This window comes from Micromonospora sp. CPCC 205558 (assembly GCF_036902955.1).
Taxonomy (GTDB): Bacteria; Actinomycetota; Actinomycetes; order Mycobacteriales; family Micromonosporaceae; genus Micromonospora.
Map to the genome: position 1 here is coordinate 229,632 of NZ_JBAKHR010000005.1, position 15,900 is coordinate 245,531.

Annotated in this window: 15 protein-coding genes; 5 read left to right on the forward strand and 10 right to left on the reverse strand. The window is 71.8% G+C overall.

The features are described 5' to 3' along the window. Positions 1-10: 10 nt before the first annotated feature. The 5 genes from V6U86_RS06130 to V6U86_RS06150 form a co-directional block, all read right to left on the reverse strand. On the reverse strand, positions 11-1,135 hold the full coding sequence (locus V6U86_RS06130; protein ID WP_334499376.1) for a glycosyltransferase family 4 protein: 1,125 nt from the start codon (positions 1,133-1,135) through the stop codon (positions 11-13). Next, a complete protein-coding gene (locus V6U86_RS06135) occupies positions 1,132-2,391 on the reverse strand; it encodes a M48 family metalloprotease (protein WP_334499378.1) in 1,260 nt (419 codons plus the stop codon). Before V6U86_RS06135 ends, V6U86_RS06130 begins: the two co-directional genes overlap by 4 nt. 101 nt (positions 2,392-2,492) lie before the next feature. Next, positions 2,493-2,711 carry a hypothetical protein gene (locus V6U86_RS06140; RefSeq protein ID WP_334499381.1) on the reverse strand — a complete coding sequence of 73 codons (219 nt, stop codon included), beginning with the start codon at positions 2,709-2,711 and terminating at the stop codon, positions 2,493-2,495. Between the two features lie 381 nt (positions 2,712-3,092). Beyond that, positions 3,093-3,371, reverse strand: coding sequence for a DinB family protein (locus V6U86_RS06145; RefSeq protein WP_334499383.1), 279 nt, complete (start codon positions 3,369-3,371; stop codon positions 3,093-3,095). 182 nt (positions 3,372-3,553) lie between these two features. Then, a complete protein-coding gene (locus tag V6U86_RS06150; RefSeq protein ID WP_334499385.1) occupies positions 3,554-5,005 on the reverse strand; it encodes an NYN domain-containing protein in 1,452 nt (483 codons plus the stop codon). A 127-nt stretch (positions 5,006-5,132) separates the two neighbouring features. Between V6U86_RS06150 and V6U86_RS06155 the strand changes: the two genes are divergently transcribed. The 5 genes from V6U86_RS06155 (at position 5,133) to V6U86_RS06175 (ending at position 10,637) form a co-directional block, all read left to right on the forward strand. After that, the gene (locus V6U86_RS06155; protein ID WP_334499387.1) at positions 5,133-6,887 is read left to right on the forward strand and encodes a DEDD exonuclease domain-containing protein; all 1,755 of its coding nucleotides are present in this window, start codon (positions 5,133-5,135) and stop codon (positions 6,885-6,887) included. A gap of 127 nt (positions 6,888-7,014) precedes the next feature. Then, the gene (locus V6U86_RS06160) at positions 7,015-8,808 is read left to right on the forward strand and encodes a RelA/SpoT family protein (protein WP_334499924.1); all 1,794 of its coding nucleotides are present in this window, start codon (positions 7,015-7,017) and stop codon (positions 8,806-8,808) included. A gap of 53 nt (positions 8,809-8,861) precedes the next feature. Further along, positions 8,862-9,404 carry an NUDIX hydrolase gene (locus tag V6U86_RS06165; RefSeq protein WP_334499390.1) on the forward strand — a complete coding sequence of 181 codons (543 nt, stop codon included), beginning with the start codon at positions 8,862-8,864 and terminating at the stop codon, positions 9,402-9,404. After that, positions 9,401-10,270, forward strand: a complete 870-nt coding sequence (locus V6U86_RS06170; protein WP_334499392.1) for a nucleotidyltransferase family protein — start codon at positions 9,401-9,403, stop codon at positions 10,268-10,270. Before V6U86_RS06165 ends, V6U86_RS06170 begins: the two co-directional genes overlap by 4 nt. A gap of 79 nt (positions 10,271-10,349) precedes the next feature. Then, entirely contained in the window at positions 10,350-10,637 is a 288-nt protein-coding gene (locus V6U86_RS06175) for an Lrp/AsnC family transcriptional regulator (RefSeq protein ID WP_088988344.1), read from the forward strand. An 87-nt stretch (positions 10,638-10,724) separates the two neighbouring features. On the opposite strand, the gene V6U86_RS06180 is transcribed toward V6U86_RS06175, so the two are convergent. From V6U86_RS06180 to ctaE, 5 genes are all read right to left on the reverse strand, one after another. Beyond that, positions 10,725-11,420: a DUF4142 domain-containing protein gene (locus V6U86_RS06180; protein ID WP_334499394.1), complete on the reverse strand. Its 696-nt coding sequence runs from the start codon at positions 11,418-11,420 to the stop codon at positions 10,725-10,727. Between the two features lie 192 nt (positions 11,421-11,612). Beyond that, complete coding sequence (gene qcrB, locus V6U86_RS06185; RefSeq protein WP_334499396.1) at positions 11,613-13,244, reverse strand: cytochrome bc1 complex cytochrome b subunit; 1,632 nt, start codon at positions 13,242-13,244, stop codon at positions 11,613-11,615. Continuing rightward, positions 13,241-14,329: a cytochrome bc1 complex Rieske iron-sulfur subunit gene (gene qcrA, locus V6U86_RS06190; RefSeq protein WP_334499398.1), complete on the reverse strand. Its 1,089-nt coding sequence runs from the start codon at positions 14,327-14,329 to the stop codon at positions 13,241-13,243. Before qcrA ends, qcrB begins: the two co-directional genes overlap by 4 nt. Before the next feature lie 64 nt (positions 14,330-14,393). After that, on the reverse strand, positions 14,394-15,230 hold the full coding sequence (gene qcrC, locus V6U86_RS06195) for a cytochrome bc1 complex diheme cytochrome c subunit (protein ID WP_334499401.1): 837 nt from the start codon (positions 15,228-15,230) through the stop codon (positions 14,394-14,396). 70 nt (positions 15,231-15,300) lie between these two features. Next, complete coding sequence (gene ctaE / locus V6U86_RS06200) at positions 15,301-15,900, reverse strand: aa3-type cytochrome oxidase subunit III (RefSeq protein WP_124772807.1); 600 nt, start codon at positions 15,898-15,900, stop codon at positions 15,301-15,303.

A 15,900-nucleotide genomic window follows, 5' to 3' on the forward strand; every position in this document is an offset into this window, starting at 1 on the left:
CGGGCGGCGATCAGCCGGCGAGCAGCGCCGCCATCCGTTCCGCCTGCGCCTCCCAGCGCCACTCCCGTTCCACCCACGCCCGACCGGCCGCGCCCAACTGACGGGCCAGGTCCCGGTCGGCGAGCAGCCTGGCGACCCGGTCGGCGAGCTGGGCGACGTCCCGGCCGCGTACGACGTAACCGGTCTCCCCCTCGCGGACCGCGTCCGGTGCGCCTCCGGAGTCGCCGGCCACCACCGGCAGGCCGGTCGCGGATGCCTCCAGGTAGACGATGCCCAGCCCTTCGACGTCGAGCCCACGGTTGCGGGTGCGGCACGGCATCGCGTAGACGTCGCCGGCCGCGTAGTGCGCCGGCAACTCGACCCACGGCACCGTGCCGGTGAACACCACATCGCGTTCCACACCGGTCTGGCGGGCCAGCTTTTCCAGGGTCGCCCGGTACGGCCCGCCACCGACGATCAGCAGCGCCGCGTCGGGCACCCGGCGGCGGATCTCCGGTAGGGCCCGGATCAGCGTGTCCTGACCCTTGCGCGGCACCAGCCGGGACACGCAGACGACCACCGGCCGGTCGGTCAAGCCGAGCCGGGCCCGGACCTGCTCACCGTCCACGGTCGGGTGGTAGGTGTCCACGTCGACCCCGGGCGCGAGGCGGCGCAGCTCGGTCTCCCCGTCCAGCACACGGGCCAACCGGCTGCGGGTGTACTCGCCGAGATAGGTGGTCACGTCGACACCCCGACCGATACGCCGCAGCGCCGGCCGGGCGGCCGGCACCGCCGCCCAACCGACCTCGTGGCCGTGGGTCTGCGCCACCACCCGGCGGATACCGGCCCGCCGCCGCAGCCCGGCCGCGAGCAGCCCCAGCGGGGCCGCCGCGCCGAACCACACCGTGTCGCAGTCGTACGCCCGAGCCAACCGGGCCGCCCTGCGGGCGATCAACGGGGTGGGCAGCAGCACCCGGGTGCGCTCCCGGATCACCTCGAACGGCTGGTCGGCGTCGAACTTCGCGGCCCCGCGCCAGCTCGACGCGTAGACGACCACCGAGCCGGCCGGTTGACGGACGGCGAGGTTGTGCACAAAGGACTGGATGCCACCCGGACGGGGCGGAAAGTCATTGGTGATCAGCAGGGTACGGCTCATCGACCGACCTTCCGGGCGTACGCGCGGGCAGCGGCCATTCGCTCCACGGTGGACGGATGCGAGGCCGAGTAGAGGTATTCCCAGCGGGGCGGGTCGGGATCGCCGAGGTTGACCGAGCCGAGCCGGCGCTGCATCAACTCGAAGGACCCGGGGTCGTTGGTGAGCGCGAGCGCATGCGCGTCGGCCCGCGCCTCCACCCGGCGCGACATCAGCGCCTGCACCGGAGCGGCGACCAGGCCGGCCACCGTGACCAGTGCGACCAGCAGCGGAAACGCGCGCGGTTGGGCCACCGAGTCGACCCCGGCCAGCCGCAGCAGCGGCCCCCACGAGCCGAGCAGATAGAGCGCCACCACGGCCGCCGCGGCGCCGAGCGCCCCGGTCAGCGTGCCGACCGCCACGTCGGAATCCTTCGCGTGCCCCAACTCGTGCGCCACGACCGCTGTCACCTCGGCCGGGGTCGCCTCACGCAGCAGCGTGTCGTAGACGACCACCCGTCGGGTCGGCCCGAGACCGGAGACGTACGCGTTGACCGCCCTGGTGCGCCGGGAGGCGTCGGCGACCAGCACGTCCCGCACCGGCACCCCGTCGCGGGCGGCCATGCTCATCAGCTCGGTGCGCAACGGGCCCTGCTCCATCGGGGTGAACCGGTTGAACACGGGCTCCACCAGCACCGGCAGCACGAACGACAGCAGCACCACCAGCACCGCGGCGCCGGCCGCGCCGAACGCCCACCACCAGCGCGGCGCGAGCCGGATGACCGCGTAGAAGCCGAACAACGCCACCGCGCCGATCACCGCGCTGACCGCGTACGACTTGAGCAGGTCGACAGCCCAGCCGCTCCAACCGTTGGTGCTCAACCCGTAGCGGGTGAGAACGCTCTGCCGCCAGGCGGCGAACGGGAGCGTCACCACGTCGGCGACGAGCACCACCGCCAGCCCACCGAGCACCGCCTGCGCGGCCCAGTGCCCACCGAACGGCCGGCCCACCAGCTCGACCAGGCGACTGCCCAGCGGGGTCAACCCGAGCGCGAGGGCGACCAGCAGCCCAACGGCGAGGGCGGCATAGCCGCCGGGGCGCAGCGCGGCCCGGAACTCCCGGCCCTTGGCCACCTGCTCGGCCGGCAGGTCGCCCAGCGCGGCGAGCTGGTCGGCCCGGGGCGCCGGCGGGCGGTGCCACGGGATGAGCAGCGCGGCCAGCACGACCAGGGCGACGGTCAGCCCAGCCAGGGCCAGGAGCGCCCACCCGCGCGGGGTCACCCCGCCACCGCCCGTTGTACCCCGCTCATCGCGCCGCTCCTCCCGCCGTGACCGCTCATCCTATGGCCCGCGAAAAGCCCGCTTCCGGGCACGGTGTCGCGCTAGGCGACGCGGCGGGCGGCGCGGCGGCGAGCCGCCTGCGGGCGTGCGGGCGCGGCCAGCACCTCCACGTCGAAGCCGGCCCGGGCAAGCACCTCGATGGCCTCCACCTCGGCGGCGACCAACCCGGCCGCCGGGGACGTCTCGTCGAACAGAGCGGTCAGCGGGCAGCCGGAACAGCCGTCGGCCCGCTTCGCGCACCCGTCGCAGTCGATGAGCATCACGCCTCCTGATCGGCTCGCGGCGCCCGGGCGACTCCTGTCGTCGCCGGCCGAACACCGTCGGTGACATCGACACTAAGCACCGGGTACGACAGGAACCCCGTCCGACCGTCCGTTTCAGGGCTAGATCCACTCCAGATCAGCGATATCGGGGTATCCCACCCGGCCGTGACCCCCGACATCACGGCACCCGACACCACGGAATTCATGCCGATCGAGCGAAAGGGGCATCGCTTGGCCGAACGCCCCGACGCACTGCGTCGTGAGCTGGCCCGGCGACTACCGACCACCTGACTGGCGGCCGCCCGAGCGCCCGACCGGCCCAGCGGCAGAGCGGCCGAGCAGCCTTCTGGGGCGAAATTTCAGCCCTGCGCGTCGAGGTCACGCAACGCGAAGCGGAGGTGCTGCCACTCCTCGTCGAAGATGGTGGAAGGGCTGCGGCAGGCGCAGGATCGCCTTACCCAACCAGGTGTCGGCGGCGAACGCGAGGTGGCGCAGTGTCTGCGCGAACGACCACTCCCCGTCGACCGAGACGTCGACCGCACCCTCGGGCATGGACACAGCCCGGTCGACCGCCGCCGTCCAGGCCCGTTCGAGTGCCGCCCACGCCACGCGGAGGTCGTCCGGATTCCTGGCCTGCCGGAGGTCGCGCCCGGGCACCACGCAGGTCCCGGTCGACGAAGACCTTGACGTCGTCCCGTGCCATGGCGACTCCCATCCCTCGTTGGTCGCGGCGATGCTAGCTCCGGAATGGGACAGGTTGAGGCACAGTGCGACGTGTGGTGCGCCGGCCGGGCTCGCCCAACCCTCGCCGGGACCCGTCGACGTGTCGGCCGCCGCGGTCAGGAGCGGGCGAGCCGCCGCAGCAGCGAGTCCGCGCCCAGCGGGTAGGCCCCGTGCCGGCGTACCCCGTCGGCGACCTCGCGGTCCGACGAGACCACGACCACCGGCCGGCCCGCCGGCTCGGCGCGGACCAGCCGCCGGATCAGCTCGTCGGCGGTCTCGCCCTTGCGGGAGAAGAGCACCCGTACGCCGCGCGGCGCGGGCGGCAGCCCGTGCATCCGCTCGGCGCCGTCGAAGACCACGGTGACCTCGTCGCCGGTCTGCGCGGCGATCCCGCCCAGCCCGGTGATGAGGCGTTTGCGCTGCTGCTCCAGGGACATCTCACCGAAGCCACGCTTGGTGACGTTGTAGCCGTCCACCACGAGGTGCGCCCGGGGCAGGGCGAGCAGTTGGTCGAGGCGGGCCGGGTCGTCGGTGTCGCGGGCGCGGGTCGCGGGGCCGGCCGGAGCGGTGCCCGGCTGCTCGGCGAACGCGTCGGCGACGAAGTCGGCGGGGAGTTTGTCCACCGGGTCGAGCGCCAGCTCCCGGCGCAGCCCGACGGCGGCCTGGCCGATGGTCTCCAGCAGCAGCCAGAGCCGGGCGTCGTCGACCGAGCGTGCCTCCTTGGCGCTGGCCCGCGCCACCCCGGCGGCAGCCTCGGCCTCGGCCAGCCGGGCCCGGGCGCGACGGAGCTCGGCGTCCACGTCGGCGCTGGCACGGGCGGCCCGGCCGCGCTCGGTGGCCAGCAGCTCGGTGGCCTTCCGTTCGCGGGCCTGGGTCTCCCGCAGGGTACGGGCCATCTGCCGGGACTCCTCACGGAGCTGACCCAACTCCTCGCGGACGCGGGCCAGTTCGTCGCGGAGCTTCTCGGCCTCGACCCGGGCCACCGCGCGATCGTGCTCGGCGCGGGTGGCGCGCTGCTCGGCCTCGCGGACCAACTCGGCGACGACGGCGCTGTCCGCTTCGGCGCGCACGGCCGCGCCGCTGGCGTCGATCAGCTCCCGCCAGCCACGGGGTCGGGCCAGGTAGGCCAGTGCGGCCACCTCGACCGGGTCGGCGGCGGCCGGCGCGGTGCCCTCCACCACGGCCGCACCGAGGTCACCGGCGTCGGTCAGGACCCGCGCGGTGACCCGCTGCCGGAACAGCGGGTCGGCGGTGAGCTGGGCGGCGATGACCGGCGCGCCGAGTCGGGCGCGTCGGTTGGGGGCGAACTTGGCCACCCGGCGCAACGGCACCGGGACCTCGTCGGTGGGGAGGGTGGGCAGCACCGCCGCGGTCAGCGTCACGATCCGCTGCCGGACCGGCTCGGGCAGGGTCGGCTCGGGCTCCGCAGCCGGGCCGTCGCCCGTCGTCGAGCCCGATGCGCCCGATGTGTCGTTGACTACGTTGTCGTCCGGGTCGCCCACAACACTGTCGAGCGCGACCGGATCCTCCTGCGGGAGGTGGTCGTCGTACGGCTCGGTGAGGGGCATGTGGCAAGTCTCCCACCGCGACCGGGCCCACCGCCCGGTGAGTGAGCCGATCTCTCATCCTAGCCCCATGGTGACGGATGGGACGGCTGCGACGGGAGTGTCGGACCGGGGCGCTAGCGTGCCGCCGATGGCACAGGCGGAGTACGTCCAGGAGTCACTGGCCGGTCTCGACCCGGCGGTCGGCGGGGTGGACCCGGCGCTGCCGCTCTACGCGACGACCTTCGTGGTGGTCGACCTGGAGACCACCGGCGGCGCGCCGGACGGCGGCGGCATCACCGAGATCGGCGCGGTCAAGGTGCGCGGTGGCGAGCAGTTGGGGGTGCTGGCGACCCTGGTCAACCCTGGGCAGCCGATACCGCCCTTCATCACCGTGCTGACCGGCATCACCCAGGCCATGCTGGTGCCGGCGCCACCCATCGAGCAGGTGTTGCCGAGCTTCCTGGAGTTCATCGACGACGCGGTGCTGGTGGCCCACAACGCCCCGTACGACGTGGGTTTCCTCAAGGCCGCCTGCGCGAAGCACGGCTACCGCTGGCCCAACCCCCGGGTGCTGGACACCGCGGCGCTCGCCCGCCGGGTGCTGACCCGCGACGAGGTGCCCAACCGCAAGCTCGGCACCCTGGCCGCCTACTTCCGCACCACCACCCAGCCCACGCACCGAGCCCTGGACGACGCGAAGGCCACCGTCGACGTGCTGCACGGGCTGATCGGCCGGCTCGGCGGGCACCGGGTGGACACGGTCGGCGACGCCATCGAGTTCGCCCGCGCGGTCACCCCCACCCAGCGCCGCAAGCGGCACCTGGCCGAGGGGTTGCCCAAGGTCCCCGGGGTCTACATCTTCCGGGCCGCCGACGACCGGCCGCTCTACGTGGGCACCTCCGTGGACATCGCCACCCGGGTGCGCAGCTACTTCACCGCCGGCGAGAAGCGCGCCCGGATCTCCGAGATGCTGGGCGCGGCCGAGCGGGTCGAGGCGGTGGAGTGCGCCCACTCGTTGGAGGCGGAGGTCCGTGAGCTGCGGTTGATCGCCGCCCACGCCCCGCCGTACAACCGCCGGTCCAAATACCCGGAACGGATGCTCTGGCTCAAGCTGACCGACGGTCCGTACCCTCGGCTGTCGATCGTCCGCGACCTCTCCCCCACCGACACCGCCTACCTCGGGCCGTTCACCTCCCGGCGGGCCGCCGAGCTGGCCGCCGCCGGTTTCCACGACGCGGTGCCGCTGCGCCAGTGCACGCACCGGCTCTCGCTGCGCACCGTCACGCCGGCCTGCGCACTGGCCGAGCTGGGTCGCTGCCCGGCGCCCTGCGAGCACAAGATCACCCCCGAGGAGTACGACGACAGCGCCGCCGCGCCCTTTCGCACCGCGACGGCCAGCGATCCCCAGCCGGTGGTGGACGCGCTGCTCGCGCGGATCGACGTGCTCTCCCGGGACCAGCGCTACGAGGAGGCCGCCGTGGTGCGGTCCCGGCTCGCCGCCGTGCTGCGGGCCACCGTGCGGATGCAGCGGCTGGCCGCGCTGACCGGCATCGTGGAGTTGGCCGCGGCCCGGCCGGCTGCCGGGGGCGGCTGGGAGTTGGCGCTGGTCCGCCACGGCCGGCTGGCCGGCGCGGGGGTGTCCCCGCCCGGCGTGCACCCGCGGCCCACCTTGATCACGATCCGGGCCACCGCCGAGACGGTGTCGGGCGGGCACGGTCCGGTGCCGGCCGCCACCGCCGAGGAGTCCGAGCGGATCCTGTCCTGGTTGGAGCGACCGGAGACCCGACTCGTCGAGATGTCCTCCGGTTGGTCCTCTCCGGCGAGTGGTGCGGGCCGGTTCCGTGACCTGCTGGCGAAGGCCGAGAGCGGCGCGTCCCACCAACTCTCGACCGAACGCTCATGACCAACTGACCGATCGGACTACGTCGGCTCGCTTAGGCTGTTAGAGAAGTGCAGTCCTGCCCGATTCGTGGGCCTGCTCCCGCCGCCGGGCTCCGGCGACGCGGAGCCGGGGTGAGGAGGTGTCCCTCGTGGACGTCGACGCCGGACACGGCGCCGCCCTGGGGGGCGCCCTGCCGACACAGCCGGGTGAGCTGCCGCTCGCCCGCCGGCTGCGGTCGCTGCTCAGTTGGCCGACCACCGATTCCGACCCGGTCACCCAGCTGGTCCGCACCCACCGGGGCATCCATGCCGGCACCGACCCCGCCGTGCTGCGCCGCGCCTACACGATCGCGGAGAACATGCACCGCGGGCAGTTCCGCAAGAGCGGGGAGCCGTACATCACCCATCCTCTCGCGGTGGCGCAGATCTGCGCCGAGCTGGGGATGGACACCACCACCCTGGTCGCGGCGCTGCTGCACGACACCGTGGAGGACACCCGCTACACCCTCCAGGCGCTCTCCGAGGATTTCGGCGGCGAGGTCGCCCACCTGGTCGACGGGGTGACCAAGTTCGACAAGGCGTTCTACGGCAAGGCCGCCGAGGCGGAGACGATCCGCAAGATGATCGTCGCGGCCGCCAAGGACGTCCGGGTGTTGATCATCAAGCTCGCCGACCGGCTGCACAACATGCGCACGCTCGGGGTCCGCTCCGCGTCGTCGCGGGAACGGATCGCCCGCAAGACCCAGGAGGTGCTGGTCCCGCTCTGTGACCGGCTGGGCATCCAGACCCTCAAGCGCGAGCTGGACGACGTGGTGCTGCTGCACCTTGAGCCCGAGGAGCACGCCCGGCTGGCCCGGCACGTGCACGACCGGCCAGGCTGGGATTCGTACCTCGGCTCCGTGGTCGCCCAGGCCCGGGTGGCCCTGCGGCGCAGTCGGGTCGACGCCGAGGTGAGCCCTCGTCCCCGGCACCTCTACTCGATCTGGAAGGACACCATCGCCGGCGGCCACACCGCCCCGTACGACCTGCCCCGCATCGTGGTGGTGGTCGACGGCCCGGCCACCGACTGTTACGCCGCGCTCGGCGCGATCCACGGCACCTGGCGACCGGTGCCCGGCCGTTTCAAGGACTTCATCGCGTCACCGAAGAACAACCTCTACCGGTCGCTGCACACCAGTGTCTGCGGCCCCCAGGACCGCACGGTGGAGGTGCTGATCCGCACCGAGGAGATGCACCGCTCGGCCGAGTACGGCATCGCCGCCGACTTCCGTTTCCCGCGCTCGGGCAGCGGCAGTGCCGCGGCCCGCGCCGAGCAGTTGGACTGGTTGCGCCGGGTGCTCGACTGGGAGCCGGACGCCGCCGACCCGGCACAGTTCTACGAGTCGCTGCGCTGCGACCTGGCCGAGGGGCAGATCCAGGTCTTCGCCGACGGGCGGCAGGTCGTGCTGCCGGCCGGCGCCACGCCTGTCGACCTCGCCTACGAGCTGGGCAGCGACCGGGGCGACCACTGCCTCGCCGCACGGATCAACGGTCGGCTGGCCCCGCTGAGTTCGGAGCTGGACGAGGGCGACGTGGTGGAGATCTTCACCGAGAGCGACGGTGACAACGGCTTCGAGGCCGGCGTGGCGCCGCGGGGCCCCCGCCGGGAGTGGCTGAGCTTCGTCAAGTCGCCGAATGCGCAGATGCAGATCAACCGGTGGTTCGCCGAGCACACCGAGCCGGGCATCACGATCAGCGACAAGGTGCGCCTCGGTCGGGCCACCATCGGGCTCGCCCTGCGCCAACACAACCGGGGCCTCGCCAGTGACCTGCCGCTGCTGCGCCTCTCCGAGGAGTTGGGCTACCCCGACCTGGAGACCCTGCTGGTCGCGGTCTTCGACCGGGTGATCGAACCAGACACCGTCGTCCGCCAGCTCATCGACCTGGTCGACCATCGTCAGTGACCCGACGAGCCCCAGCGCGTCCGAAGGACATTCGTGACCACTAGCCTGGAGTCATGATCCCCCGCTCCCGCGCCACCGGTCGGGCCCTTTTCTACCAGGCCTTCTACCGGCTGCCGCTGCCGGTGCGCAGACGTCTGGTCCGGCTGGCCGTGCCCAAGTACATCGTCGGCGCGGTGACCCTGGTCCGTGACTCCGAGGCGACGGGTGCGGGTCGGTTGCTCATGCTGCGCCAGCCGCCCGGCAAGGGTTGGTCACTCCCCGCCGGCCTGCTCGACCGGGGTGAGGCGCCGGTGGTGGGTGCGGCCCGTGAGCTGTTCGAGGAGTCCGGAGTCCGGCTCCCACCGTCCCGGCTGCGCCCGGCGACGCCGAACGCGCTCGTGCACTCCAAGGGCTGGGTGGACATGGTCTTCGAGACCGAGGTGCCGGCGTCCAGCACCGAGTTGGCGGTCGACGGCGCGGAGGTCTTCGAGGCCGCCTGGCACCCGCTGGACGACCTGCCGAAGCTGACCTGGCCGACCGCCCGACTGCTCGCCTACTACGACATCGGGCCGCTGGCCGGGCAGTTCCCGCCGCCGATCCCCGACGATCTGCCGTGACCGGCGCGGCGGGCATCCCCGCGGAGCTGTGCGCGGTGGTGCTCGCCGCCGGCGAGGGCACCCGGCTGCGCCCGCTCACCGAACGGGTGCCCAAGGCGCTCTGCCCGGTGGGCAACGTGCCCCTGCTGGATCGGGCGTTGGGGCGGCTGGCCGGGCTCGGCCTGACCGGTCCCGACCGGGTCGCGGTGAACGCCTGCTACCTCGGCGACCAGGTGGTGGAGCACGTCGGGGACCGCGCACACCTGTCGGTGGAGCCGGGCGACCCGCTGGGCACTGCGGGCGGGGTGGCCAACCTGCGGGACTGGATCGACGGGCGGCCGGTGCTGGTCGGCAACGCCGACGCGTACCTCGCCGACCCGGCTGCTCCCCCTGGCCCGGACGTGGCCGCCCTGCTGGACGGCTGGGACGGGCACACCGTACGCCTGCTCGGCCAGCCGGCCGCGGACCCGGCGGCCCCGGGCACCTTCGCCGGGCACTGCTTCACCGGCTTCTCGCTGCTGCCCTGGCGGCTGGTCCGGGATCTACCGGTCGTCTTCTCCGACCTGGTCCGTGCCGTGTGGCGGCCGGCCGAGGCGGCGGGTGCCCTGACGGTGGTGCCCTATCCGGGCACCTTCTTCGACACCGGCACCCCGGCCGACTACCTGGCGGCCAACCTGCACGCCGCAGCCGGCGGCACTCTCGTCGAGGAGTCCGCGACGGTGACCGGCCGTTGCGTGGAGTCGGTGGTCGGCGCGGGCGCGCGGGTGGACGGCGACGTGTGCCGCACCGTGGTCTGGCCGGGCGCGACCGTACGCGCCGGTGAGCGACTGCGGAACGTGATCCGGGCCGGGAGCGACCTGACCGTGCCCTGCGCCGCGCTGGGCTGAGCCCGGACGGCTCCCGCCTCCGGTCTCGGGCCGGAACATCTAGCATGGGCGACGACGCCGACGAACGGAGAAATGCCCCGTGATCACCGCGATCGTGCTGATCGACTGCGCCACCGATGCGATCCCCGAGGTGGCGGAGACCCTGGCCAACCTTCCCGGTGTCAGCGAGGTTTACTCGGTGGCCGGGCACGTCGACCTCATCGCCATCGTCCGGGTCCGCGAGTTCGACCAGATCGCCCAGGTCATCGCGGGCAGCATCTCCAAGGTCCCGGGCGTGCTCAACACCGAGTCGCACATCGCCTTCCGGGCGTACTCGCAGCACGACCTGGAGGAGGCATTCGCGATCGGTCTGGCCAGCGCCGACTGACCCGGTGGCAGGGCCCGTGCCGGTTCCACCGCGCACAGGGCGGCCGGCCCACCCCGTGGGGTGGACCGGCCGTCTGCTGTGGCTACGTCAGCTCTCGCTGGGAGCCGGTACCTCGGTGGTGCCGCCGCCCGGAGCCGGCGACTCGGTGCCGGTCCCGCCGCCCGGAGCCGGCGACTCGGTGCCGGTGCCACCCGGAGCCGGCGACTCAGTGCCGGTGCCGCCCGGGCTGGGCGTACCGCTGGCGCTGGTCTGCGGAACCGGAATGCCCAACTTGTTGGCGAGCGCCACCAACTCGTCGTAGTGCGTCTGCAGCGTCGGAAGCGCCGTCTGCGCCAACTGGACCACCGACTGCTCGGAGCCCTGCGAGATCTCCGTCTGGGTGGCCTGGATGGCCTGGACGTGACCGGCCAGCTCACTGGTCACCCAGAGCCGGTCGAACTCCGCGCCGCTGGCGTTGTTCAGCTGGTCGATGACCGCCTGCTGATCGGCGCTGGGCTCGTTCGGCAGTTCCACCCCGAGCTGTGACGCGGTCTGCTGCACCGTCTGGTCCAGCTGGGTGTGGTCGGTCTTCAGCATCGCGCCCAGGTCCTTGACCCCCTGGTCCTTACCCTTCTGCTGGGCCAGGTCACCGGCGGTGATCTCGAACAGGTTGACCTGGTGTACCGCCTGCAGGTACTGGGTGTCCTGCGTTGACGGCTGTGCCGCGGCCTGCGCGGCCGCGGCCGGCGCGACACCGACCAGTACCAGCGCGGCCAACAGGCCGAGGCGTTTGATACCCAACATGCTTCCCCCCCTTGAGACGTTGGACCGCACGGATACCCGGCTCACCGGGGTTATTCCTGCGATCGCCCGTCGCGCGGGGTCGACCGGTCCCACCGTGGCCGTCCGACTCCTGGTCGGATGGGCGGGGGATGCGGATACGACGTGGCGCCCGCCGGAATCCGGCGGGCGCCACGTAAAGGTACGACTGGGCGGTCAGTGGCGGCTCTCGCCGCTGCCGACCTCCTCGCGCTCGGGCCGGGCCTCGACCGGCGGGTGCCCCGGCGAGACCGGTGCCTCGACCGGCTTCTCGATCGGGTAGAAGAAGCCCCGGATGGCCGGGCCGAGGGCCCCCAGCCGGTTCATCTTCTTCGGTACGACCCAGCCGACGTAGTCGAGTTGGCCGTGACCGTCCGCGTGCCCGTTGGACGCGCTGAGCGGCTGGTGCACCTCGACGAACCGGCCGTCCGGCAGGCGCCGGATGATGCCGGTCTCCACGCCGTGCGCGAGCACCTCCCGGTCGTGCTGCTGCAGACCCAGGCAGAGCCGGTAGGTGACGTAGTACGCCAGCGGCGGGAGCGCCAACAGGCCGATCCGGCCAGCCCAGGTCATCGCGTTCAAGCTGATCTGGAACTTGTCCGCGATCACGTCGTTGGCGCCGGAGAGCGTCAGCACGACGTAGAACGCGACGGCCATGGCGCCGACGGCGGTCCGGGCCGGAGCGTCGCGGGGACGCTCAAGCAGGTTGTGGCTCCGGTAGTCCTTGCGTTGCCGGGCCTCAAGGAACGGGTACATCGTCGACAGGCCCACCAGGATGCCGGGCAGCACCACCGTCGGCCAGAACAGCGGCGGAATGACGTACCCGTCGCCGAGCGGGATGTTGATCTCCCAGGCCGGCATGAGTCGGGTCGACCCGTCGAGGAACATGACGTACCAGTCCGGCTGGCTGGCGGCCGAGACCACCCACGCCTCGTACGGGCCGAACAGCCAGATCGGGTTGATCTGGAACAGACCGCCCATCAGCGCGATGACGCCGAAGACGACCATGAAGAAGCCGCCCTGCTTCAACGCGTACCGCGGGAACATCCGCTCGCCGACCACGTTGTTGTTGGTCCGGCCGGGGCCGGGCCACTGGGTGTGCTTCTGCTTGAAGACCAGACCCAGGTGGACGCTGATCAGCGCGACCAGCAGACCCGGGATGAGCAGCACGTGGGCGATGAAGAACCGGCTGATGATGATCGTGCCCGGGAACTCGCCGCCGAAGACCGACGAGGTGACCCAGGAGCCGATCACCGGGATGGACAGCATGATCGCCGAGGCGATCCGCAGGCCGGTGCCGGAGAGGCCGTCGTCCGGCAGCGAGTAGCCGGTGAAGCCGGCCAGGAAGCCCACCCAGAACAGCAGCGAACCGATGATCCAGTTGGTCTCGCGCGGCTTGCGGAAGGCGCCGGTGAAGAAGACCCGCAGCATGTGCACGACGATCGCGGCCATGAACAGCAGCGCCGCCCAGTGGTGCATCTGCCGCATCACCAGACCGCCGCGGACGTCGAACGAGATGTCCAGGCTGGATGCGTACGCGGCGGACATCGGGGTGCCCTGCAACGGCGCGTAGCTGCCGTTGTAGACCACCTCGGTCATGGCCGGCTCGAAGAAGAAGGTGAGGAACACACCGGTCAGCAGCAGCACGATGAACGAGAACAGCGCGATCTCGCCGAGCAGGAAGGACCAGTGGTCCGGGAAGACCTTGTTCAGCAGCTTGCGCAGCGGGGTGGCTACCGCGAAGCGGTCGTCCACTCCCACCGCGGCCTTGCCCGGCGTCGCCGCAAGGTCAAACTTTCGACGCTTCATGGCCGCTCCCAGAAATCAGGCCCGACGGTCTCGGTGTAGTCGGACTTCGCCACGAAGAAGCCCTCGGAGTCCACCTCGATCGGCAGCTGCGGCAGCCGCCGGCTGGCGGGGCCGAAGACGGGCCGGGCGTTGTCGGTGATCAGGAACTGGGACTGGTGGCACGGGCAGAGCAGCCGGTTGGTCTGCTGCTCGAACAGGCTGGCCGGGCATCCCGCGTGCGTGCAGATCTTGGAGAACGCCGCGTAGTTGCCCCACATGTAGTCGCCGTGACCGATCCGCTCGTTGGCCCGGCGCGACTCCTGCGCGTCGGAGTCGCGGAGGTGGATCAGCAGCGTCGGCGAGTCGGCGTGCTTGTTGCTCACGCCGTGGTCGATGCCGGGGAAGACGGTCAGCTGACCACCGGTGCTGATGTCCGCCGGGCGGATCGGTCGGCCGTCCTCGCGGACCAGGCGGATTCGCTGGCCGCCCTCGGGCGTGGCGAACCCGGTGGTGAACATCTGGTTGTTCTTGTGCGGCTGCGAGATCAGGCCGCCGACCAGCGGCGCCGCGGCGACCGCGGCGACCGGCGCGAGGCCGGCCAGCAGCGAGATGCCGAGCAGCGGGCGACGCTTCACACCCAGCTCGTCCGCCATGTAGAGCATGGTCTGGCCGGTGATGGTGCGGCCTTCGGAGTCCACCTGACCCTCGTGCCGGTCCTGGATCGAGACCTCCTTGGGCAGCAACTTCTTGCCCCAGGTCAGGATGCCGAAGCCGACGGCGAGCAGCGCCACGCCGAGGGTGAAGCCGAGCAGCGGCGTGTAGAACTTGTCACCGCCCCGGCCCGCCTCGTACTGCCACGGCCACCAGATGTAGATGGCCAGGAAGGCCGTCGCGGCCAGGCCGGTGATCAGGAAGAAGCCGGCGACCACCCGGGTCAGCCGACGCTCCGCCTTGGTGCCCGGCAGCACCTGCGGCTCGTAGTGGACGATCTCGATGTCGTCCCGGCGCGCGCCCTCACGAACGATGTCGAACCGGGTCAGCTTGGGGTCGTTCACGTCGAGCGGCTCCTGGCCCTGCGAGGCCTGGTGCTCGGTGTGGGGGCTCATGCCGTCACCTCGCTACGGGTGGCGCCGAGCGGCACCACAGCACTGAATCGGATGGCCTGCTCGATCACGACTTACCCGCAATCCACAGGCTAGCGAAGACGAGCGCCACGATGCCAACCAGGAAGATCGCCAGGCCCTCGGTGGACGGGCCGTACCGACCAAGGTTGAACCCGCCCGGGTCCTGGTCGTGCTTCAGCGTCTCCTGGATGTAGGCGATGATGTCGGCCTTCTGCTCCGGCCGGAGCTGGTTGTCGCCGAACACCGGCATGTTCTGCGGGCCACTCAGCATCGCCGCGTAGATCTGGCGGTCGGTCGCGGGGTGCAGGCTCGGGGCGAACTTGCCCGAGGAGAGCGCGCCGCCGCCGCCGCCGAAGGCGTGGCACTGCGAGCAGTTGATCCGGAACAGCTCACCGCCGGCCGCGACGTTGCCGTCCTCGCGGAGGTCGTCACCCTCGGGAACGACCGGGCCGCCGCCGAGCTCCTGGATGTACTGGGCCAACTGGCGGGTCTGCTCGTCGGTGAAGACCGGGGGCTTGCGGTGCGCCTGAGCCTCCTGGCGGGCCAGCGGCATCCGCCCGGAGCTGACCTGGAACTCGACCGATGCCGCGCCGGCGCCGATCAGGCTCGGCCCGCGGCCCTCGACACCCTGGGCGTTGCGGCCGTGGCAGGTCACGCAGCTCACGTCGAACAGCGCCTTGCCCTCGGCGGCGGCGCCGGTCAGCTGCGGGTTGTCCTGCGCCTGGGCGCCCGGGGCGAAGACGGTGTATGCGCCGCCGGCCAGCATCAGCGCGGCGATCAGCCGGACCGCGGCGCCCAGCCGGCGGCGGCCCCTGCTGCGCGCGGCGGGCCGCTCACGCAACCGCGCGAGCAGACCGCGTCGGCGGTCGTTGTCAGAAGTCATGAGCGGTGTCCTTAACCGGTTGGACCTGTCTCAGGGGACGGAGCAGCAGCGCGGAATGTGAAGCGCAAGATCACTGGAGCCAGTAGATCATGGCGTACAGCCCGATCCACACGACGTCGACGAAGTGCCAGTAGTACGACACGACGATCGCCGACGTCGCCTGCGCCGGAGTGAACCGGCCCATGGTCGTACGGACCATGAAGATGACGAAGGCGATCAGACCACCGGTCACGTGCAGGCCATGGAAGCCGGTGGTCAGGTAGAACACCGACCCGTACCCGTCTCCGTTGATCTTGATGCCGTCGGCGACCAGGTGCCGGTACTCGTTCAGCTGGCCGAGGACGAAGATCAGGCCCATCACGAAGGTGACGGTGAACCAGCGCCGCAGCGCGTGCACGTCACCCTTCTCCGCCGCGAAGACGCCGAGCTGGCACGTCACCGAGGACAGCACCAGGATCACCGTGAAGGTGGTCGCGTACGGGATATTCAGCGCCTCGGTGTGCTTCTCCCACTGCTCCGGCGCAGCCGCGCGGATCGAGAAGTACATCGCGAACAGCGCCGCGAAGAACATGAGTTCGCTGGAGAGCCACACGATCGTCCCGACGCTGACCATGTTCGGTCGGGTCAGAGAGTGGATCCGGCTCTTGTCAATGGCTGGGGCCGCAGTCAC

Coding starts and splice junctions, on each gene's coding strand:
- V6U86_RS06130 (WP_334499376.1), bottom strand. CDS start 1,135: ATGAGCCGTACCCTGCTGATCACCAATGACTTTCCGCCCCGTCCGGGT.
- V6U86_RS06180 (WP_334499394.1), bottom strand. CDS start 11,420: ATGTTGGGTATCAAACGCCTCGGCCTGTTGGCCGCGCTGGTACTGGTC.
- qcrB (WP_334499396.1), bottom strand. CDS start 13,244: ATGAAGCGTCGAAAGTTTGACCTTGCGGCGACGCCGGGCAAGGCCGCG.
- V6U86_RS06140 (WP_334499381.1), bottom strand. CDS start 2,711: ATGCTCATCGACTGCGACGGGTGCGCGAAGCGGGCCGACGGCTGTTCC.
- V6U86_RS06165 (WP_334499390.1), top strand. CDS start 8,862: ATGATCCCCCGCTCCCGCGCCACCGGTCGGGCCCTTTTCTACCAGGCC.
- V6U86_RS06150 (WP_334499385.1), bottom strand. CDS start 5,005: ATGCCCCTCACCGAGCCGTACGACGACCACCTCCCGCAGGAGGATCCG.
- V6U86_RS06155 (WP_334499387.1), top strand. CDS start 5,133: ATGGCACAGGCGGAGTACGTCCAGGAGTCACTGGCCGGTCTCGACCCG.
- qcrA (WP_334499398.1), bottom strand. CDS start 14,329: ATGAGCCCCCACACCGAGCACCAGGCCTCGCAGGGCCAGGAGCCGCTC.
- qcrC (WP_334499401.1), bottom strand. CDS start 15,230: ATGACTTCTGACAACGACCGCCGACGCGGTCTGCTCGCGCGGTTGCGT.